The sequence below is a fragment of the Pseudomonas sp. BE134 genome (assembly GCF_031456105.1).
GTDB lineage: Bacteria > Pseudomonadota > Gammaproteobacteria > Pseudomonadales > Pseudomonadaceae > Aquipseudomonas.
The window spans coordinates 177,317-196,793 of record NZ_JAVDUA010000006.1; the positions used below are offsets into that span (position 1 = coordinate 177,317).

General features: G+C 58.4%; 20 protein-coding genes and 1 tRNA gene. 15 read left to right on the forward strand and 6 right to left on the reverse strand.

The window, feature by feature from the left end:
• Positions 1-103: 103 nt before the first annotated feature.
• The 15 genes from J2Y56_RS07605 (at position 104) to nadA (ending at position 11,769) form a co-directional block, all read left to right on the forward strand.
• Positions 104-850 (forward strand): YebC/PmpR family DNA-binding transcriptional regulator, encoded by a 747-nt coding sequence (locus J2Y56_RS07605; RefSeq protein WP_007945845.1) that lies wholly within the window; start codon positions 104-106, stop codon positions 848-850.
• A gap of 83 nt (positions 851-933) precedes the next feature.
• A complete protein-coding gene (gene ruvC, locus J2Y56_RS07610; RefSeq protein ID WP_007945844.1) occupies positions 934-1,458 on the forward strand; it encodes a crossover junction endodeoxyribonuclease RuvC in 525 nt (174 codons plus the stop codon).
• Between the two features lie 115 nt (positions 1,459-1,573).
• Positions 1,574-2,191: a Holliday junction branch migration protein RuvA gene (gene ruvA, locus J2Y56_RS07615; protein ID WP_007945843.1), complete on the forward strand. Its 618-nt coding sequence runs from the start codon at positions 1,574-1,576 to the stop codon at positions 2,189-2,191.
• Positions 2,192-3,253, forward strand: coding sequence for a Holliday junction branch migration DNA helicase RuvB (gene ruvB / locus J2Y56_RS07620; RefSeq protein WP_007945842.1), 1,062 nt, complete (start codon positions 2,192-2,194; stop codon positions 3,251-3,253).
• Between the two features lie 127 nt (positions 3,254-3,380).
• Positions 3,381-3,848, forward strand: a complete 468-nt coding sequence (gene ybgC, locus J2Y56_RS07625) for a tol-pal system-associated acyl-CoA thioesterase (protein ID WP_007945841.1) — start codon at positions 3,381-3,383, stop codon at positions 3,846-3,848.
• A complete protein-coding gene (gene tolQ / locus J2Y56_RS07630; RefSeq protein ID WP_007945840.1) occupies positions 3,838-4,533 on the forward strand; it encodes a protein TolQ in 696 nt (231 codons plus the stop codon). Before ybgC ends, tolQ begins: the two co-directional genes overlap by 11 nt.
• Before the next feature lie 23 nt (positions 4,534-4,556).
• Positions 4,557-5,009 (forward strand): protein TolR, encoded by a 453-nt coding sequence (tolR, locus tag J2Y56_RS07635; protein ID WP_161807482.1) that lies wholly within the window; start codon positions 4,557-4,559, stop codon positions 5,007-5,009.
• Entirely contained in the window at positions 5,009-6,088 is a 1,080-nt protein-coding gene (gene tolA / locus J2Y56_RS07640) for a cell envelope integrity protein TolA (protein ID WP_150779136.1), read from the forward strand. The genes tolR and tolA overlap by 1 nt, the downstream gene beginning before the upstream one ends.
• Positions 6,089-6,105: 17 nt before the next feature.
• Positions 6,106-7,386, forward strand: a complete 1,281-nt coding sequence (gene tolB / locus J2Y56_RS07645) for a Tol-Pal system beta propeller repeat protein TolB (RefSeq protein WP_405046846.1) — start codon at positions 6,106-6,108, stop codon at positions 7,384-7,386.
• Between the two features lie 52 nt (positions 7,387-7,438).
• A complete protein-coding gene (gene pal, locus J2Y56_RS07650; RefSeq protein WP_007945836.1) occupies positions 7,439-7,936 on the forward strand; it encodes a peptidoglycan-associated lipoprotein Pal in 498 nt (165 codons plus the stop codon).
• Positions 7,937-7,942: 6 nt separating this feature from the next.
• Positions 7,943-8,785 carry a tol-pal system protein YbgF gene (ybgF, locus tag J2Y56_RS07655; protein WP_150779135.1) on the forward strand — a complete coding sequence of 281 codons (843 nt, stop codon included), beginning with the start codon at positions 7,943-7,945 and terminating at the stop codon, positions 8,783-8,785.
• Positions 8,786-8,952: 167 nt separating this feature from the next.
• Positions 8,953-9,600, forward strand: coding sequence for a 7-carboxy-7-deazaguanine synthase QueE (queE, locus tag J2Y56_RS07660; protein ID WP_007949414.1), 648 nt, complete (start codon positions 8,953-8,955; stop codon positions 9,598-9,600).
• A 1-nt stretch (position 9,601) separates the two neighbouring features.
• Positions 9,602-10,294, forward strand: coding sequence for a 7-cyano-7-deazaguanine synthase QueC (queC, locus tag J2Y56_RS07665; protein WP_007949415.1), 693 nt, complete (start codon positions 9,602-9,604; stop codon positions 10,292-10,294).
• Between the two features lie 63 nt (positions 10,295-10,357).
• Positions 10,358-10,433, forward strand: a tRNA-Lys gene (locus J2Y56_RS07670).
• A 277-nt stretch (positions 10,434-10,710) separates the two neighbouring features.
• Positions 10,711-11,769 (forward strand): quinolinate synthase NadA, encoded by a 1,059-nt coding sequence (gene nadA / locus J2Y56_RS07675; protein WP_310349567.1) that lies wholly within the window; start codon positions 10,711-10,713, stop codon positions 11,767-11,769.
• A gap of 62 nt (positions 11,770-11,831) precedes the next feature.
• Here the strand turns inward: nadA and J2Y56_RS07680 are convergent, their stop codons facing one another.
• The 6 genes from J2Y56_RS07680 to gcvH form a co-directional block, all read right to left on the reverse strand.
• Positions 11,832-12,320 carry an RDD family protein gene (locus J2Y56_RS07680; RefSeq protein ID WP_007949417.1) on the reverse strand — a complete coding sequence of 163 codons (489 nt, stop codon included), beginning with the start codon at positions 12,318-12,320 and terminating at the stop codon, positions 11,832-11,834.
• A 95-nt stretch (positions 12,321-12,415) separates the two neighbouring features.
• Positions 12,416-12,628: a cold-shock protein gene (locus J2Y56_RS07685; protein WP_003175786.1), complete on the reverse strand. Its 213-nt coding sequence runs from the start codon at positions 12,626-12,628 to the stop codon at positions 12,416-12,418.
• Between the two features lie 392 nt (positions 12,629-13,020).
• On the reverse strand, positions 13,021-14,145 hold the full coding sequence (gene gcvT, locus J2Y56_RS07690; RefSeq protein ID WP_310349569.1) for a glycine cleavage system aminomethyltransferase GcvT: 1,125 nt from the start codon (positions 14,143-14,145) through the stop codon (positions 13,021-13,023).
• Between the two features lie 38 nt (positions 14,146-14,183).
• Complete coding sequence (locus J2Y56_RS07695) at positions 14,184-15,560, reverse strand: L-serine ammonia-lyase (protein WP_007949421.1); 1,377 nt, start codon at positions 15,558-15,560, stop codon at positions 14,184-14,186.
• A 103-nt stretch (positions 15,561-15,663) separates the two neighbouring features.
• Positions 15,664-18,531, reverse strand: a complete 2,868-nt coding sequence (gene gcvP / locus J2Y56_RS07700; protein ID WP_310349571.1) for an aminomethyl-transferring glycine dehydrogenase — start codon at positions 18,529-18,531, stop codon at positions 15,664-15,666.
• Between the two features lie 11 nt (positions 18,532-18,542).
• A complete protein-coding gene (gcvH, locus tag J2Y56_RS07705; protein WP_310349574.1) occupies positions 18,543-18,926 on the reverse strand; it encodes a glycine cleavage system protein GcvH in 384 nt (127 codons plus the stop codon).
• Positions 18,927-19,477: the final 551 nt, after the last annotated feature.

A 19,477-nucleotide genomic window follows, 5' to 3' on the forward strand; every position in this document is an offset into this window, starting at 1 on the left:
GCGCATCCTTTTGGGTGCGCCTTTTCTTTAGGTCGAGATTTATTGGTTGCTGGCCGACACTGTGTGTGGCGGGCAATGTTTCAAAGAGAATTCGGAGCGAGTTATGGCGGGTCATTCCAAGTGGGCGAACATCAAGCACCGCAAAGAACGTCAGGATGCCAAGAAGGGCAAGATTTTCACCAAGTGGATTCGTGAACTGACCGTTGCTGCCCGTCAGGGCGGCGGGGATCCGGGCTCCAACCCGCGCCTGCGTCTGGCGCTCGACAAAGCCCTTGGCGCGAACATGAGTCGCGACATCATTGATCGCGCGGTCGCACGCGGCGCCGGTGCTGCCGACACCGACGACATGGTCGAGTTGAGCTACGAAGGCTATGGCCCGGGTGGTGTGGCGGTGATGGTCGAGTGCATGACCGACAACCGTAACCGCACAGCCGCCGCTGTTCGCCATGCGTTCAGCAAATGTGGCGGCAACCTCGGCACCGACGGTTCCGTGGCCTATCTTTTCGAGCGCAAAGGGCAGATTTCCTTCGCGCCAGGCATTGATGAAGACGCTTTGATAGAAGCGGCTATGGAAGCCGACGCCGATGACGTGGTCACCCACGAAGATGGCTCGATTGACGTGTTCACTTCTTTCGCGGGCTTCTACTCTGTTCGCAATGCGCTGGAAGCGGCCGGTTTCAAGGGTGACGACGCAGAAATCGTCATGCTGCCGACCACCAGCGCCGAACTGGACCTGGAAGGCGCCGAGAAGGTGCTCAAGCTGATCGATATGCTCGAAGACCTGGATGACGTGCAGAACGTCTATTCCAATGCCGATATACCAGAGTCGGTGGCTGCACAGCTCGGTTAAGGGTGACTAAGATCAAGTGTGGGAGTAGCTCCCACATTGGTTATTGGCTGTATTGAAGTGCTCTTACCTAACCCGCAGGCGTTATGACTTTAATTCTTGGTATCGACCCCGGTTCGCGTATTACCGGTTATGGCGTAGTGCGCGATACCGGGCGTGGCTGTGTGTACGTGGCGTCGGGCTGCATTCGCACGGGCTCGGGAGAATTGCATGAGCGTCTGCAAATCGTTTATCGCGGCGTGCGTGAAATCATCCAGACTTATGGTCCGGTCACCATGGGCATCGAAAAGGTGTTCATGGCGCGCAATGCCGACTCCGCGTTGAAACTGGGTCAGGCTCGCGGTGCTGCAATCGTTGCCGGTGCCGAAGAAAGCCTGGAAATCGCCGAGTACACCGCAACCCAGGTCAAGCAGGCAGTGACCGGCACTGGCGCAGCGAATAAAGAACAGGTGCAGATGATGGTCATGCACATGCTGAAATTGACCAGCAAACCGCAAATTGACGCCTCAGATGCTCTGGCCATTGCCATCTGCCATGCTCACACCCGTTCCAGTTTGTTGCCCCATGGCCTGGGGACGGCACGCAGTCGTGGCGGGCGCTTGCGTCTCTGATAGCATCAGCAGTCATTTTTATGGAATGAGGGTTTTCGTGTCTGTGTCGTCGACGCGAGCTCTTGTTCTGTTGGTCGCCAGGCATTGATCTGGCCAACGCTCAAGGATCTGAAACGTGATTGGACGCTTGCGCGGCACACTGGCTGAAAAACAGCCACCGCACCTGATTCTGGATGTAAACGGTCTGGGGTATGAGCTGGAAGTGCCCATGACCACGCTGTATCGCTTGCCGTCGGTCGGTCAACCGCTGACCTTGCACACCCACTTGGTCGTACGCGAAGACGCGCAGTTACTCTATGGTTTCTTCGGCAAGCGTGAGCGAGACTTTTTCCGCGAGTTGATCCGTCTCAACGGCGTAGGGCCGAAATTGGCGCTGGCGTTGATGTCGAGTCTGGAAGTCGATGAACTGGTACGTTGCGTGCAGTCCCAGGACACCTCGGCGCTGACCAAGGTGCCAGGCGTGGGCAAAAAAACCGCCGAACGTTTGTTGGTGGAACTCAAGGACCGCTTCAAAGCCTGGGAAACCGTACCAGCGATGTTCGCCCTGGTGCCAAACCAGCCAGGTGGACCTGACGCGCCGGCGCCAGTCGCCACCGCCGAGAATGACGCGGTCAGCGCGCTGATCTCCCTGGGTTACAAGCCACAGGAGGCCAGCAAGGCGATTTCTGCGATCAAGGAGAAAGGTTTGAGCAGTGAAGACATGATTCGTCGTGCCCTGAAGGGAATGATTTAAGTGATTGAAGCTGATCGTCTGATTACCGCCGCGCCCGGTCCTCGTGATCGCGAGGAAGTCCAGGATCGGGCGATTCGTCCTGTCAGCCTGGCCGAATACATCGGCCAGCCGACGGTTCGCGAGCAAATGGAGTTGTTCATCCAGGCCGCCCGTGGGCGTAACGAGTCGCTGGATCACACGCTGATCTTCGGTCCGCCGGGCCTGGGTAAAACCACCTTGGCGAACATTATCGCCCAGGAAATGGGGGTGTCGATCAAGAGCACATCGGGGCCGGTGCTTGAGCGTCCGGGGGACCTGGCGGCACTGTTGACCAACCTTGAGCCCCATGACGTGCTGTTCATCGACGAAATCCATCGTCTGTCACCGATCGTCGAGGAAGTGCTGTACCCGGCCATGGAAGATTTCCAGCTCGACATCATGATTGGTGAAGGGCCGGCCGCGCGTTCGATCAAGCTTGATCTGCCGCCTTTCACCCTCGTCGGTGCAACCACCCGTGCCGGTATGTTGACCAATCCCTTGCGTGATCGCTTCGGGATCGTTCAGCGCCTGGAGTTCTACAGCACTGCTGATCTCGCCACGATTGTCAGCCGTTCGGCGAGCATTCTTGGTTTGCCGCTGGACCCGGAAGGTGCCTTTGAAATCGCCCGGCGTGCCCGCGGTACGCCACGGATCGCCAACCGTCTGTTGCGTCGGGTGCGCGATTTCGCCGAAGTGCGCGCCAAAGGGCACATTACCAAGCCGATTGCCGACCTTGCGTTGAACCTGCTGGACGTCGACGAGCGTGGTTTCGACCACCAGGACCGGCGTCTGCTGTTGACCATGATCGAGAAGTTCGACGGTGGTCCGGTCGGGGTGGACAGCCTGGCCGCCGCGATCAGTGAAGAACGCCACACCATTGAGGATGTGCTGGAGCCTTACCTGATCCAGCAGGGCTACATCATGCGCACCCCCCGGGGGCGTGTGGTGACCCGGCATGCGTACTTGCACTTCGGTTTAAACATTCCGTCACGAATGGGCGAAATGCCCGTCGTAGACGAGTTCCTTGATGCCGTGGACGATTAATAATCTTTGCGCACTGATATATTCGGCGTTTGTGCGGTCCCAGGACCGTACTTTGGCCGTAAAGCCGCAGATCAATGAAAAACAGTTGCCTGGCCGGATTGGCAACCTGAGGAGTAAGCACTAGAGTATGCGCGCGCAAAACGGGCTTGAGCCGTTCGTACATCGTTGTCGCGTTTATTACGAGGACACCGATGCGGGCGGCATCGTGTATTACGTCAATTACCTCAAGTTTATGGAACGGGCTCGAACCGAAAGGCTCCGAGATCTGGGCTTTGCCCAATCGGCGCTGGCAGGGGAGGACCTGTTGTTTGTCGTGCATTCCAGCGAAGCGCGTTACCACGCGCCGGCGCGACTGGACGACGAGCTTCTGGTAAGCGCTGAAGTAATCGAATTGAACCGTGTCAGCCTGCGCTTCAAACAGCAGGTCAGGCGGGCTACGGATAATGTGCTGCTCTGCGAAGGGCAGTTTTTGGTGGCCTGTGTGCGCACTGAAAGTTTAAAACCCCGGGCCATTCCCGAAGCTCTACGTGCGGCCTTTGCCGACGTGAGCGGCGCGGGTACACACTCAAAGCAGGAGATTAAGCGTGGAAGCTAACGTCGTCGACCATACCTCCATGTGGAGCCTGGTCAGCAATGCCAGTATCGTGGTGCAACTGGTAATGCTGATCCTGGTAGCCGCATCGGTCACCTCATGGATCATGATCTTTCAGCGCAGCAATTTGCTGCGCGCCGGTCGACGTGCCCTGGAGAGCTTTGAAGAGCGCTTCTGGTCGGGTATCGACCTGTCCAAACTCTACCGTCAGGCCGGCAGCAACCCTGATCCGGACTCGGGCGTCGAGCAGATCTTCCGTGCCGGTTTCAAGGAATTCTCCCGTCTGCGCCAGCAGCCAGGCGTCGATCCGGAAGCGGTCATGGAAGGTGTGGCCCGTGCCATGCGCGTTGCCATTTCCCGCGAAGAAGAAAAGCTTGAGCAGAGCTTGCCGTTCCTCGCCACCGTCGGTTCCGTCAGCCCGTACATCGGTCTGTTCGGTACGGTCTGGGGCATCATGAACTCCTTCCGTGGTCTGGCATCTGCCCAGCAAGCGACCCTGGCCACTGTGGCCCCTGGTATTGCCGAAGCACTGATTGCGACCGCGATCGGTCTGTTCGCCGCCATCCCGGCCGTAATCGCTTACAACCGTTTCGCCGCTCGCAGCGAAACCCTGCTGGGCCGTTACTACACCTTCGCCGATGAATTCCAGGCGATCCTGCACCGCAAAGTGCACACCAGCGAAGAATAAGCAGGTAATTTCCAATGGCTTTAATCGCTCGAGCTCGCAAAAAGCGCAAGCCGGTTGCCGAGATGAACGTAGTGCCTTACATCGACGTGATGCTGGTACTGCTGGTCATCTTCATGGTGACCGCGCCAATGCTCAATCAGGGCGTGAAAGTTGATCTGCCCAAGGTTTCCAGCGAAGCCTTGCCGCAGGACAACAACACCCAGGTCCTGACCATTTCGATCAAGGCTGACAAGACCTACTACTGGAACCTTGGCAGCGAAGTCGACACCGAAAAGCAGCAGGACAAGGCCATGACGTTGCCGCAGATGACGGACGCGGTGACCAAGATCATTCGTGCCGGCACGGAAGGCGGCAAGCGCACTCAGGTGTTCATTCGCGGCGACAAGACCGTCGACTACGGTTCGGTCATGGGCGCCATGGGCGGGTTGCAGAAAGCCGGGGTCGGTAATGTTGGCTTGATTACCGAGGCGCCCTGATGCAGCAACAACGAGAGCCAACAGCCTCGGAAAGCTACTTCTGGCCTAGTGTCTGGGCGATTGGCTTGCACCTGCTGGTGTTCGGCATGCTGTTTGTCAGTTTTTCCATGACGCCTGAGTTGCCGCCGGCCAAGCCGATTGTCCAGGCGACGCTGTACCAGCTGAAATCGAAAAGTCGGGCGACCACCCAGACCAATCAGAAGATTGCGGGTGAGGCGCAGAAGTCTGCTGCGCGACAAACCGAAGCCGAACAGTTGGAACAGAAGAAGGTCGAGCAGGAAGCGGTGAAGGCAGCGGAACAAAAGAAAGAAGAGGCTGCTCAAAAGGCCGAGGAAGCCAAGAAGGCCGACGAGTCGAAGAAAGCGGATGAGGCGAAAAAGGCTGATGAAGCCAAGAAAGCCGATGAAGCGAAGAAGACCGCCGAAGCCAAAAAGGCCGAAGAGAAACAATTGGCTGATATAGCCAAGAAGAAAGCCGAAGAAGAAGCCAAGAAAGCTGCTGAAGAAGAGGCCAAGAAAGCGGCCGCTGAAGAAGCGAAGAAGAAAATCGTCGAAGACGCGAAGAAGAAAGCCGCCGAAGACGCCAAGAAAAAAGCTGAAGCTGAAGAGGCGAAGAAGAAAGTCGCCGAAGACGCGAAGAAGAAAGCTGCTGCCGATGCTGCGAAGAAAAAATCGCAGGATGCGGCCCGTAAATCGACCGAAGACAAAAAGGCTCAGGCCTTGGCCGATTTGCTTTCCGACACGCCGCAGCGCCAGCAGGCCTTGGCGGATGAACAGGGTGACGAAGTCGCCGGCAGCTTCGATGATCTGATTCGTCTTCGTGCGGCGGAAGGCTGGGCTCGTCCACCTTCGGCACGCAAAGGTATGACAGTCGTGCTGCAAATCGGCATGTTGCCGGATGGTACGGTGACTTCGGTCAACGTGGCCAAGTCCAGCGGTGACGGTCCGTTTGACGCATCCGCTGTAGCGGCGGTCAAGAATATTGGACGTTTGATAGAAATGCAGGGAATGAAGCCGAGCGATTTCGCTCCGTATCGTTCATTCAAGATGACATTCACGCCTGAGGATTTAGCCCCGTGAGAAACCTTCTTCGAGGAATGCTTGTCGCTATCTGCTGCCTGGCAGGGATGGCGATGGCAGATGAGAAAAACATTCTGGTTACCAGCGGCAGTGATCGGGCGACCCCGATCGCCGTCGTTCCGTTCGCGTTCCAGGGCGGTGCCGTGCTGCCGGACGACATGGCCGAAATCATCGGTAACGACCTGCGCAACTCAGGTTACTACTCGCCGATTCCAAAGCAGAACATGATCAGCCTGCCGAGCCAGGCCAGCGAGATCATTTTCCGTGACTGGAAGGCCGTTGGCGCCCAGTACATCATGGTTGGCAGCATTGTCCCGGCAGGCGGTCGCCTGCAGGTGCAGTACGCTCTGTTCAACGTCGCCACCGAGCAGCAAGTGCTGACCGGCAGCGTGTCGGGCAGTACTGAGCAACTGCGCGACATGTCGCACTACATCGCCGACCAGTCGTTTGAAAAGCTGACCGGTATCAAAGGTGCGTTCTCGACGCGTCTGTTGTACGTGACGGCCGAACGTTTCTCCGAGAAGAACACGCGCTACACGCTGCAACGTTCGGATTATGACGGCGCCCGCGCCGTGACCCTGCTGCAATCGCGCGAGCCGATTCTGTCGCCGCGTTTTGCACCGGATGGCAAGCGCATCGCCTATGTGTCGTTCGAGCAGAAGCGTCCACGCATTTTCGTGCAGAACATCGACACCGGTCGCCGTGAGCAGATCACCAACTTCGAAGGCCTGAACGGCGCTCCAGCCTGGTCACCGGATGGCAATCGCCTGGCCTTCGTATTGTCCAAGGACGGCAACCCGGACATCTACGTGATGAACCTGGGCTCGCGTCAGATCAGTCGCGTCACCAACGGTCCCGGTATCAACACCGAACCGTTCTGGGGTAAGGATGGTTCGACCATCTACTTCACCTCCGACCGTGGCGGCAAGCCACAGATCTACAAAACCAGCGTCGGTGGTGGCGGTGCGGAACGTGTGACCTTCGTGGGTAACTACAACGCCAACCCTAAACTTTCGGCTGATGAAAAGACCCTGGTGATGATTCACCGCCAGGATGGCTTCACCAATTTCAAGGTGGCGGCCCAGGATTTGCAGCGCGGTAGTGTAAAGATACTCACTGATAGCACTCTGGACGAGTCGCCTACTGTCGCGCCCAACGGCACCATGGTAATCTACGCCACCCGCCAGCAGGGCCGGGGAGTCTTGATGCTCGTGTCCATTAATGGACGCGTAAGGCTCCCGCTTCCTACCGCACAAGGCGAAGTCAGAGAACCTTCCTGGTCCCCTTACCTGAACTGACGCGGCGCTACACGTTGTACTTAACACATTGGGGTTCATTAGGAGTTTCACGATGGAAATGCTGAAGTTTGGTAAATTTGCTGCGCTGGCCCTGGCCATGGCTGTAGCTGTAGGTTGCTCGTCCAAAGGCGGCGACAATGCCGGTGAAGGCGCAGTAGATCCAAACGCTGGTTACGGCGCAAACACTGGTGCCGTTGATGGTTCCCTGAGCGAAGAAGCTGCTCTGCGCGCAATCACCATCTTCTACTTCGAATACGACAGTTCGGACCTGAAGCCAGAAGCCATGCGCGCTCTGGACGTTCACGCGAAAGACCTGAAAGCAAACGGCGCTCGCGTTGTTCTGGAAGGCAACACCGACGAACGTGGTACTCGTGAGTACAACATGGCACTGGGCGAGCGTCGTGCGAAAGCCGTTCAACGCTACCTGGTACTGCAAGGTGTTTCCCCAGCTCAGCTGGAACTGGTTTCCTACGGCGAAGAGCGTCCAGTTGCTACCGGCAACGACGAGCAGTCCTGGGCTCAAAACCGTCGCGTCGAACTGCGTAAGTAATTCGTCATGCGAACGTGCCGTCGTGCTGTAACTGTCTTGGCTCTCAGTCTCGCACCGCTTGCGGTGTGGGCTGCGGTTCCTGTGGTCGATAACAACTCCGGTTATAACAATAGCGGGAGCAGTTATCCGCCTGCGGGTTACGGTACGAACGGCGCCTATGCCGGGGGAGGGGTTTCGACCCCTGTCTCGGCACAGGGCGAGCTGTTCAACCAACTGCAATCCATGCAGGAGCAGATCTCACGCCAACAGGGTGTGATCGAAGTTCTGCAAAATGATGTAGCGCGCATGAAGCAAGAGAACCTGGAGCGATATCAGGATCTTGATCGGCGCATAGGAACCGGCGTTGCACCTGCCGCGACTCCTGAAAATTCTTCCACCGGTGGTGATTTGAACGCCCCCGGTGCAGCAGCTGCTGGCGCAAGTGCGGGAGCGGCTGCCGCTCATGCGCCTGCCGCAGGTAGCGAACCGGCTGATCCGGCGAAGGAAAAGCTGTATTACGACGCAGCCTTCGACCTGATCAAAGCCAAGGATTTCGACAAGGCCAGCCAGGCTTTTGCTGCCTTCCTGCGCAAATACCCGAACAGCCAATACTCGGGCAATGCCCAGTACTGGTTGGGTGAAGTGAACCTGGCCAAAGGCGATCTGCAAGGTGCAGGTCAGGCGTTCGCCAAGGTTTCACAGCTGTACCCGAAGCACGCCAAAGTGCCTGATTCGTTGTACAAGCTGGCTGATGTGGAACGCCGCCTCGGTCACACCGACAAGGTAAAAGGCATTCTGCAGCAGGTTGTGTCGCAATACCCGGGCACTTCCGCCGCTCAGTTGGCCCAGCGAGACTTGCAGCGCATGTAAGGCTGTCAGATCCCGTTTTGAAGAAACCCGCGCTTGTCGCGGGTTTTTTCGTTAGAATTCACCCCCTTTTTATGAAACACGCTTTTTGGGATCTGCGCGGTGGCGGGGTTCCTTTAAGTGCCTGACGGAGGCGGACAGCCTGTTTAGCTGTTATGCCCGTGGCGACTATGCAAGACACATTGAGAATTACCGAAGTTTTTTACTCGTTGCAGGGTGAAACGCGGACTGCCGGGCTGCCCACAGTATTTGTGCGCCTGACCGGTTGCCCGCTGCGTTGCCAATACTGCGACAGCGCCTACGCGTTCACTGGCGGCACCATTCGCCCGCTCGACGACATCCTCGAGCAAGTGGCCGGTTTCCGCCCACGTTATGTGTGTGTCACCGGTGGCGAACCGCTGGCCCAACCTAACGCCATCCCATTGCTCAAGCAGTTGTGCGACGCCGGTTACGAAGTGTCACTGGAAACCAGTGGTTCGATCGATATCTCGGCAGTAGATGCTCGGGTCAGTCGCGTTGTCGACCTGAAAACCCCGGGTTCGAAGGAGGCACACCGCAACCGCTACGAAAATATCGAGCTGCTCACACCTAACGACCAGGTTAAGTTTGTCATCTGCTCGCGGGAAGACTACGACTGGGCCGTGTCCAAGTTGATCCAGTACGGTCTTGATCGTCGCGCCGGCGAAGTCCTGTTCTCGCCTAGTCACCATGACCTGAATGCTCGGGACCTGGCGGATTGGGTGGTGGCGGACAACCTGCCAGTGCGTTTGCAATTGCAGCTGCATAAATATCTTTGGAATGACGAGCCGGGGCGCTGAAATGACGGAACAACTGAACACAGCTGAAAAACGTGCGGTCATCCTGCTCTCCGGCGGTCTGGATTCGGCGACCGTCGTGGCCATGGCTCGTGCCGAGGGTTACAGCTGCTACACCATGAGCTTCGATTACGGTCAGCGCTCTCATGCCGAGTTGTACGCTGCCGAACGCGTCGCGCGAGACCTTGGTGTAATCGAGCACAAAGTCATCGGCCTGAATCTGAATGGTATGGGCGGTTCGGCGCTGACTGACCGCAACATCGACATTCCGGAGGCGCTGGGGGAGGGCATTCCAGTCACTTACGTGCCAGCGCGCAACACGGTGTTCCTGTCGCTGGCATTGGGCTGGGCCGAAGTGCTGGGTGCGCGCGACATCTTTATTGGTGTCAACGCGGTGGATTACTCCGGCTACCCGGACTGCCGGCCCGAGTTCATCGAGTCCTTCGAGCGCATGGCCAATCTGGCCACCAAGGCTGGTGTAGAGGGCAATGGATTCCGTATCCAGGCGCCTCTGCAGAACCTGAGCAAAGCGCAGATCGTCGAGGCGGGCGTGAAGCTTGGGGTCAATTACGGGCTGACCGTTTCCTGCTATCAGGCGGACGATAATGGCCATGCGTGCGGCAAATGCGACAGCTGCCGACTGCGTGCAGAAGGCTTCGCGGCGGCCGGAATCAGTGACCCAACACCTTATTTTTGATTTATTTCAAATTAGGTGTTGAATAGTCCTTAAAAATCAGTATTATACGCGCCACCACACAGCGGGTCGTTAGCTCAGTTGGTAGAGCAGTTGGCTTTTAACCAATTGGTCGTAGGTTCGAATCCCACACGACCCACCATTTTTGTAGCAGTTTTAAAAGTCTGGAAGGCCCACGCAAGTGAGGATTTCCGGATTTTTTTTTGCCTGCGATTTAAGGTCGGCCAGGTTCCGGGCTGCACCGTATGGCGCAGGCAGGTCAGAATCATCTTTTGCATCCACGGGATATTCTGTAGCCTTGCGCAGCTTCAACGCTGTCCGTGCCTGATGAATACTCACTCTCCCGGCGGTACCCTGATGGGTCCGGAGCCGGGTGTATACTCGACTTTCGCGCAAATGCGCCTGCAGGTCTTGCGAACATGACGCAGATTTCCGAACGCCTTCTGGTTCAGGCTCACCTCGACGCCAAGCAGCCCAAGCCGCTGACCGCCGAGGAAGAAGCCTATTACCGTACCGCCATCGCCGCCGAGCTCAAGGCTCAGGACGCGGTGCTGGTTGCCCACTTCTATTGCGATCCGGTGATTCAGGCCCTGGCCGAAGAAACCGGTGGTTGCGTCTCCGACTCGCTGGAGATGGCCCGCTTCGGCAATGCACACCCGGCCAAGACCGTAGTGGTCGCCGGGGTGAAATTCATGGGCGAAACCGCAAAAATCCTCAACCCTGAAAAACGTGTGCTGATGCCAACCCTCGAAGCGACCTGCTCGCTGGACCTGGGTTGCCCGGTGGATGAGTTTTCGGCGTTTTGCGATCAGCACCCGGAACGTACCGTCGTGGTCTATGCCAATACCTCGGCGGCGGTCAAAGCGCGAGCGGATTGGGTGGTGACGTCCAGTTGTGCGCTGGAGATTGTCGAAAGCCTGATGGATAACGGCGAGACCATCATCTGGGGCCCGGACAAACACCTGGGTACCTACATTCAGCGCCAGACCGGTGCGGACATGCTGCTATGGGATGGTGCCTGCATCGTCCACGAGGAGTTCAAGTCCAAGCAGCTGGAAGACATGAAGGCGCTGTACCCGGATGCGGCGATTCTGGTGCACCCAGAGTCGCCAACCGCGGTGATCGAACTGGCGGATGCCGTCGGCTCCACCAGTCAGCTGATCGCAGCGGCCCAGAGCCTGCCGAACAAAACGCTGATCGTCGCCACTGATCGCGGCATTTTCTACAAAATGCAGCAGATGTGCCCGGACAAGGTCTTCATCGAAGCGCCAACGGCCGGTAACGGCGCTGCGTGCCGCAGTTGCGCGCACTGCCCGTGGATGGCGATGAACACCCTTGAGCGCACGCTCAAGAGCTTGAAAGAGGGGACGAACGAGATCTTTGTTGATCCGGCGTTGATCCCTCAAGCGATTCGGCCGTTGAAGCGCATGCTCGACTTCACGCAGGCTGCGCGGATGAAACTGGCCGGCAACGCTTGATTCGTTGACCGTTGGTAAAAAAAACGCCCCGATTTGATCGGGGCGTTTTTGCATCTGGCGGTTTACTTGGTTTTCTTCGGAATCCGCACCAGCTGCGTATTGGAGTAGATGTCATGCCAGCTGCGCTTCTGCTTGTCGAACAGCGACCAGAAGAATCCCAGCCCACCGCATAGCCAGGACGCTATCGACACCACAAACCGCAACAGAGCCTGCCACAGGCTGATGGACGAGCCATCGGCATTCTGTACGCGGATGCACCACACTTGCATGCCGAGGGTCTGGCCTGACCAGGTCCAGAACTTGGCGAAGAAGCCGAACAATACAAACAGCAGCACGGTCGAGAGCAATGGATCACCGTCCAGTGCGCCAGCTTCGGTCAGGGTGCGCATTTTCTCTTCGCCGAGGATCGCCATCTGGATCATCTTGTAAATACCGCTGGTGACGATCAGCAGGGCGGTACACAACAGGAAGTCATAGAACATCGCTGCCAGGCGACGACCCAGGGTGACGGCGGGAAACTCGCCCTGGGGGTTGAGCAGGTGTTTCGACATGGCAGCCTCTGGACAGAAAAAAAAGCCATTTTACGGATTTACGCGCACAAAAAAGCCCCTGATGTCAGCATCAGGGGCTTTTTCGTTACAGGAGTTTAAGCTTCTGCTTGTACTTCGTCAGCCTGCATGCCTTTCTGGCCTTGCACAGCAACGAAAGTCACTTTCTGGCCTTCTTTCAGGCTCTTGAAGCCATTGCCCTGGATGGCGCGGAAATGCACGAACAGATCCGGACCGCTTTCAGGAGTGATAAAACCAAAACCTTTCTCGTCGTTAAACCACTTGACGGTACCGCTCTGACGTTGGGACATTTCTTATTTCCTTTGACGCTAAAATTAATGACAGTCGCTTTCTCATGAAAGAGTACTGGGGCTGGTTGCAGGAGAGTAAGAAGACGTCGAACGGGATGTAGCTAACTTGTAGGCTACTGCCCAGGTCACGATTCCAAGCGACCCATGCAAACACAGTGGACAAACTCTACGCCAACTACGGGAGAAAAAACAAGCCCCGTCAGAGGCCCGGTTTTCCTCAGGTTGAGCACACTAGTCGATCCACTAGTGCGGTCTTATTCTTTGTTGTCGTTCACTTGTTTTCGAACGTTATAAGCAGCGTTCAAAAACGAATGATGCGCACTGTTTTATGGCGGTTGCGTTACACATTAGTGCACTGTTAACGCAACCGCGTTACTTATAGAAACAGTCAATCAACCGCGATAGTAGCGTTGAGCAACAAATGGCATTTTGCTTACAAGCAAAGGCACCTTTTTCCCACGGACAATCGCCCATACGGGGGTATCGATAGCGATATAGGCGCTGTCGACGTAACCCATGGCCAACGGGGCACCGAGTGTCGGGCCGAAGCCACCGCTGCAAACAGTACCGATGATATCGCCGGCTTCGTTGACGATTTCCGCGCCTTCACGCACTGGCGTGCGTTCCTGGGGCAGCAGACCGACGCGCTTGCGGCTGACACCGCCTTGTTGTTGTGCGAACACGGTTTCAGCGCCAGGGAAGCCGCCAGCCCGCGCGCCATCGGCACGACGAGGCTTGGAGATGGCCCACAGCAGGCTGGCTTCGATGGGGGTGGTGTCGGTATTCATGTCATGGCCATAGAGGCACAGGCCGGCTTCCAGACGCAACGAGTCGCGAGCACCGAGGCCGATGGCCTCTACTTCAACTTCAGCCAGCAGCGAGCGGGCAAGGGCTTCGGCGTTGGCGGCCGGTACCGAGATTTCGAAACCGTCTTCACCGGTGTACCCCGAACGGCTGACAAAGCAGTCAACGCCCAGCAGTTTCACGCGGGCGAACTGCATGAAGGTCATTTTCGTCACTTCGGGTGCCAGGCGCGCGAGCACGGTGACCGCGGCCGGACCTTGCAGGGCCAGCAGGGCGCGTTCTTCGAACAAAGGCTCGATGGTGCACTGCTCGCCAATGTGCTTGCGCAGGTGCGCCAGGTCCTGATCCTTGCAGGCCGCGTTGACCACCAGGAACAGTTCGTCGTTACCGAGGTTGGCGACCATCAGGTCGTCGAGGATGCCACCGGTTTCGTTGGTGAACATCGCGTAACGCTGCATGCCCACTGGCAGGTCGATGATGTCCACCGGCACCAGGGTTTCCAGAGCCTTGGCGGCATTGGCGCCGGTCAGGCGGATCTGGCCCATGTGCGAAACATCGAACAACCCGGCCTGATCACGGGTGTGCTGGTGTTCTTTCATCACGCCGAGCGGGTATTGCACCGGCATGTCATAGCCGGCGAAGGGCACCATGCGCGCACCGAGTTCGATGTGCAGGGCGTGCAATGGGGTTTTCAGCAATTGTTCGGTGGACATATTCAGCTCCTGAAAAAGTGTGCGAATGCGCGTGAGCATCAGCACTCGATAATGTTGACCGCCAAACCGCCACGGGCGGTTTCCTTGTATTTGCTTTTCATGTCGGCGCCGGTCTGGCGCATGGTGCGGATGACCTTGTCGAGGGAGACGAAGTGCTGACCGTCGCCGCGCAGGGCCATGCGTACCGCGTTGATCGCTTTCACCGAGCCCATGGCGTTGCGCTCGATGCAAGGCACTTGCACCAGCCCGCCAATCGGGTCGCAGGTCAGGCCGAGGTTGTGTTCCATGCCGATTTCGGCGGCGTTTTCCACTTGCTGTACGGTGCCGCCAAGAACCTCGCACAGGGCGCCGGCGGCCATCGAACAAGCCACGCCGACCTCGCCCTGGCAACCGACTTCGGCGCCAGAGATCGAGGCGTTTTCTTTATAGAGAATGCCAATGGCCGCCGCAGTCAGCAGAAAGCGCACGACGCCATCTTCGGTAGCCCCAGGAATAAAGCGCATGTAGTAATGCAACACTGCCGGGACAATGCCTGCCGCACCGTTTGTGGGTGCGGTCACGACGCGTCCGCCGTTGGCGTTTTCTTCGTTGACCGCCAGTGCGTACAAGTTGACCCAATCCAGCACCGACAGCGGATCGCGCAACGACGATTCCGGGTTTTTGCAAAGTTGTCGATGCAGGGCTGCGGCGCGACGTTTGACCTTCAACCCTCCGGGCAGAATGCCTTCGTTGCGGCAACCGGCATCGACGCAGTCTTGCATCACTTGCCAGATCTTCAGCAGGCCGGAGCGGGTCTCCGCTTCCGGGCGCCAGGCGCTTTCGTTGGTCAGCATCACCTGGCTGATGGACAGGCCGTAGGTGGTGCAATGACCGAGCAGATCCTTGGCGCTTTTGAACGGGAAGGTCAGGGGTGTGGCGTCTTCGACGATGCGGTCGGCACCGGCGGCGTCTTCATCGACCACAAAACCACCGCCGACCGAGTAGTACTCGCGGCTGCGGATCTGCAGGCCGGCAGCGTCGAAGGCACGAAAGATCATGCCGTTGGGGTGATAGGCCAACGGTTTGCGAATCATCGCCAGGTGTTCTTTCTCGTTGAACGCAATACTGTGTTCGCCGAGCAGGTTCAAGCGACCGTTGTCACGGATGTTTTGCAGACGAGCGGCGACGGTTTCGGTATTCACGGTGTCCGGGTGTTCACCTTCCAGGCCGAGCAACACAGCCTTGTCGCTGCCGTGCCCCTTGCCGGTAGCGCCGAGCGAGCCGTAGAGCTCGACTTTGACACAGTTGGTGGCTGCCAACAGCCCTTCACGGCGCAAACCTTCGGCGAACCGCGCGGCTGCGCGCATCGGACCGACGGTGTGGGAGCTGGAGGGGCCGATGCCAATCTTGAACAGGTCGAACACGCTTAACGACATGGTTGGGCTCCGGAGTCGCAGATGTCAGCAGCAAGCTACAAGCTGCAAGTAAGAGCCCGCAGGCTTTTAACTTGTAGCTTGAAGCTTAGAGCTTGCAGCTGCTTTAGGCGTAAAGCTCGATCGATGGGCAGGCGCAGATCAGGTTGCGATCGCCAAACACGTTGTCGACGCGACCGACCGGTGGCCAGTATTTGCCTTCGATCAACGATGCAACCGGGTAAACCGCTTGCTCACGGCTGTAAGGATGCGTCCACTCGCCGACGATTTCCGCCGCGGTGTGCGGAGCGTTCTTCAGCGGGTTGTCGTCCTTGTCCAGCGTGCCGTTTTCCACGGCGCGGATTTCTTCGCGGATGCGGATCATGGCGTCGCAGAAGCGATCCAGTTCTTCCTTGGATTCGCTTTCGGTCGGCTCGATCATCAGCGTGCCGGCAACCGGGAACGACATGGTCGGTGCGTGGAAGCCGAAATCGATCAGGCGCTTGGCGACGTCATCGACACTGATGCCGCTGCTGTCTTTCAGTGGACGCAGGTCGAGGATGCATTCGTGCGCCACCAAGCCGTTGCTGCCGGTGTACAGCACTGGGTAATGCTCTTCAAGGCGACGGGAAATGTAGTTGGCATTGAGGATCGCCAACTGCGAAGCGCGTTTGAGACCTGCGCCGCCCATCATTCGAATGTACATCCAGGTGATCGGCAGAATGCTCGCGCTGCCGAACGGTGCTGCGCAAACGGCGCCTTCCTTGCGTTCCATCTGGGCGTGGCCCGGCAGGAACGGCGTCAGGTGCGATTTCACGCCAATCGGGCCGACGCCCGGGCCGCCACCGCCGTGTGGAATGCAGAAGGTTTTGTGCAGGTTCAGGTGCGACACGTCGCCGCCGAACTTGCCCGGTGCGCAGAGGCCTACCATCGCGTTCATGTTGGCGCCGTCGATGTACACCTGGCCGCCGTTGTCATGAATGATGCCGCAGATTTCGCGGATGCCTTCTTCGAACACGCCATGGGTCGACGGGTAGGTGATCATCAACGCGGCGAGGTGCTCGCGGTGCTCGATGGCTTTGGCGCGCAGGTCTTCGATGTCGACGTTGCCGCGTGCATCGCAAGCGGTCACGACCACACGCATGCCAGCCATGTTGGCGGTGGCCGGGTTGGTGCCGTGGGCCGACGACGGGATCAGGCAGATGTCGCGGCGGTCTTCGCCACGGCTCTGGTGATAGGCGCGAATCGCCAGCAGACCGGCGTATTCACCTTGCGAACCGGCGTTCGGTTGCAGCGAGATCGAGTCGTAGCCAGTCGCGGCGCACAGCATCGCTTCCAGTTCGTCGGTCAGCTGCTGGTAGCCGGCGCTTTGCTCGGCCGGGGCGAATGGGTGCAGGGCACCGAATTCAGCCCAGGTCACCGGGATCATTTCGCTGGCAGCGTTGAGTTTCATGGTGCACGAACCCAGCGGGATCATGGTGCGGTCCAGTGCCAGGTCCTTGTCGGCCAGCTTGCGCAGGTAGCGCATCAGCTCGGTTTCCGAGTGATAACGGTTGAACACCGGGTGGCTGAGGATCGGCGACTGGCGAACCAGCTCAGCCGGGATTGCGCTTTTCACCGACGCGGCGAGGGCGGCGAAGTCTGGCAGGGCTTTGCCGTCAGCCAGCACGCTCCACAGGGTCTCGATGTCGGCCTGGGTGGTGGTTTCGTCGAGGGACAGGCCCAGACGCTGAGCATCGACCACGCGCAGGTTGATTCGCTGGGCGCGCGCCTGATCGTGCAGCTTGGCGGTGTTGGCGCCGGTGTTCAGGGTCAGGGTGTCGAAGAAAGCGGCTTGTTCGACGGTCAGGCCCAGTGCGCTCAAGCCTTTGGCCAGAATGGCGGTCAGGTGATGTACGCGGTTGGCGATCTGGGTCAGGCCTTTCGGACCGTGGTACACGGCGTACATGCTGGCGATGTTGGCCAGTAATACTTGGGCGGTGCAGATGTTGCTGGTGGCCTTCTCGCGACGGATGTGTTGCTCACGGGTCTGCATGGCCAGGCGCAGGGCCGGCTTGCCGAAACGGTCCACCGAGACACCGACCAGACGGCCCGGCATGTCGCGCTTGAACGCATCTTTGGTGGAGAAGTACGCCGCGTGCGGACCACCGAAGCCCAGCGGCACACCGAAACGTTGGGCGCTGCCGATGGCCACGTCGGCACCGAATTCACCCGGCGGCGTCAGCACGGTCAGGGCCAGCAGGTCAGCGGCCACGGCGACCAGAGCGTTGGCGGCGTGGAAGCGTTCGGTCAGTTCGCGGTAATCGAACACGTCACCGTTGCTGGCCGGGTATTGCAGCAGGGCGCCGAAGAACGGCGTCACGTCAGTCAGTTCGAGCTCGTCGCCGACCACAACGTCGATGCCCAACGGCTCGGCACGGGTGCGCAGCACGTCGAGGGTTTGCGGGTGGCAATGCACGGAGGCGAAGAAGGCGTGGCTGCCCTTGTTCTTGCTCAGGCGTTTGCAGAAGGTCATGGCTTCGGCAGCGGCGGTGGCTTCGTCGAGCAAGGAAGCGTTGGCAATCGGCAGGCCGGTCAGGTCGCTGATCAGGGTCTGGAAGTTCAGCAGCGCTTCGAGACGGCCCTGGGAGATTTCCGGCTGGTACGGGGTGTATGCGGTGTACCAGGCCGGGTTTTCCAGCAGGTTGCGCAGGATCGGCGACGGCGTGTGGGTGCCGTAGTAGCCCTGACCAATGAAGGTCTTGAACAGCTGGTTTTTATCGGCGATGGCTTTGATCGAAGCCAGGGCCTTGGCTTCGCTCAAACCGTCTTCCAGGCCCAGGACGCTGGTGCCTTTGATGCTGTCCGGGATCACGCTGGCGCTCAGGGCTTCCAGCGAGTCGAAGCCGAGGCTGTTGAGCATCGCTTGCTCGTCGCCGGCACGCGGGCCGATGTGACGGGCGATGAATTCGTTGGCGGTGGTCAGGCTTACAGAAACAGAAGGTACTTGGGTCATGTCAGCGCTCCTCAGGCTTCGGCGTTGGCTTTGATCAGACGGTCGTAGGCGTCCTGGTCCAGCATTTTGGCGACCGCCGAGGCGTCGCTTGGCTGGAAGCGGAAGAACCAGCCTTCGCCCAGCGGATCTTCGTTGACCAGTTCAGGGCTGCTGTCGAGTGCCGGGTTGACTTCCAGCACTTCACCGTCCAGTGGCATGTAGACGCCGCTGGCGGCTTTTACCGATTCCACGGTGGCGGCTTCAGCGCCTTTGTCGTAGGACTGCAGCTCAGGCAGTTGTACGAAAACTACGTCGCCCAAGGCGTTCTGTGCGAAAGCGGTGATGCCGACGGTAACGGTGCCGTCAGCTTCGGTGCGCAGCCATTCGTGATCTTCAGTAAAACGCAACTCGCTCATGGGAACTCCTAAGGGGGCCAGACTCGTCTGGTGGACGCTATTGAATGCTTGGGCAAAAAGCCCTGTTATGACGGACTACATAGCAAGAACGCGGCCAATGTTGATTTTGTCCTTATTAATCAATGTTTTATTGATTTTTTTGGGCGGGTGAAACGTGTGCGCTGTAGCGAAATCGATACGGGCAGGGGCAGGGAAGAAAGCCGAGGTGGATCAAAGCCTTGTACAGCCGTGATTGAAGAGGGGTGTAGCGATATCGTTCCGCTGTAGCGCTTTCAGTACGGGTGGGGGTCGTTTTTGAGCAGGATTTCCCGGCACAACACAAAACCTGTGGGAGCCAGCCTGCTGGCGATTGCGGTATTACAGGCGATAAAGATGTCGACTGACATGGCCCCATCGCCAGCAGGCTGGCTCCCACATCTATGGTTACCCCCTTTTCTGCAATACTGTTTTTGATGCCGTGTTTGGCTTGCTTTCATCTATCCGGCGTCTGAGTGGGGTTGTGGCCCCGCGCCTCGATGAGAATCGATGCCCGACGATCCTAATTAGTGGAA

Coding starts and splice junctions, on each gene's coding strand:
- ybgF (WP_150779135.1), top strand. CDS start 7,943: ATGCGAACGTGCCGTCGTGCTGTAACTGTCTTGGCTCTCAGTCTCGCA.
- J2Y56_RS07605 (WP_007945845.1), top strand. CDS start 104: ATGGCGGGTCATTCCAAGTGGGCGAACATCAAGCACCGCAAAGAACGT.
- queC (WP_007949415.1), top strand. CDS start 9,602: ATGACGGAACAACTGAACACAGCTGAAAAACGTGCGGTCATCCTGCTC.
- tolB (WP_405046846.1), top strand. CDS start 6,106: ATGCTTGTCGCTATCTGCTGCCTGGCAGGGATGGCGATGGCAGATGAG.
- queE (WP_007949414.1), top strand. CDS start 8,953: ATGCAAGACACATTGAGAATTACCGAAGTTTTTTACTCGTTGCAGGGT.
- J2Y56_RS07695 (WP_007949421.1), bottom strand. CDS start 15,560: ATGTCGTTAAGCGTGTTCGACCTGTTCAAGATTGGCATCGGCCCCTCC.
- gcvP (WP_310349571.1), bottom strand. CDS start 18,531: ATGACCCAAGTACCTTCTGTTTCTGTAAGCCTGACCACCGCCAACGAA.
- ruvC (WP_007945844.1), top strand. CDS start 934: ATGACTTTAATTCTTGGTATCGACCCCGGTTCGCGTATTACCGGTTAT.
- nadA (WP_310349567.1), top strand. CDS start 10,711: ATGACGCAGATTTCCGAACGCCTTCTGGTTCAGGCTCACCTCGACGCC.
- gcvT (WP_310349569.1), bottom strand. CDS start 14,145: ATGTCCACCGAACAATTGCTGAAAACCCCATTGCACGCCCTGCACATC.
- J2Y56_RS07680 (WP_007949417.1), bottom strand. CDS start 12,320: ATGTCGAAACACCTGCTCAACCCCCAGGGCGAGTTTCCCGCCGTCACC.
- ybgC (WP_007945841.1), top strand. CDS start 3,381: ATGCGCGCGCAAAACGGGCTTGAGCCGTTCGTACATCGTTGTCGCGTT.
- J2Y56_RS07685 (WP_003175786.1), bottom strand. CDS start 12,628: ATGTCCCAACGTCAGAGCGGTACCGTCAAGTGGTTTAACGACGAGAAA.
- gcvH (WP_310349574.1), bottom strand. CDS start 18,926: ATGAGCGAGTTGCGTTTTACTGAAGATCACGAATGGCTGCGCACCGAA.
- tolA (WP_150779136.1), top strand. CDS start 5,009: ATGCAGCAACAACGAGAGCCAACAGCCTCGGAAAGCTACTTCTGGCCT.
- pal (WP_007945836.1), top strand. CDS start 7,439: ATGGAAATGCTGAAGTTTGGTAAATTTGCTGCGCTGGCCCTGGCCATG.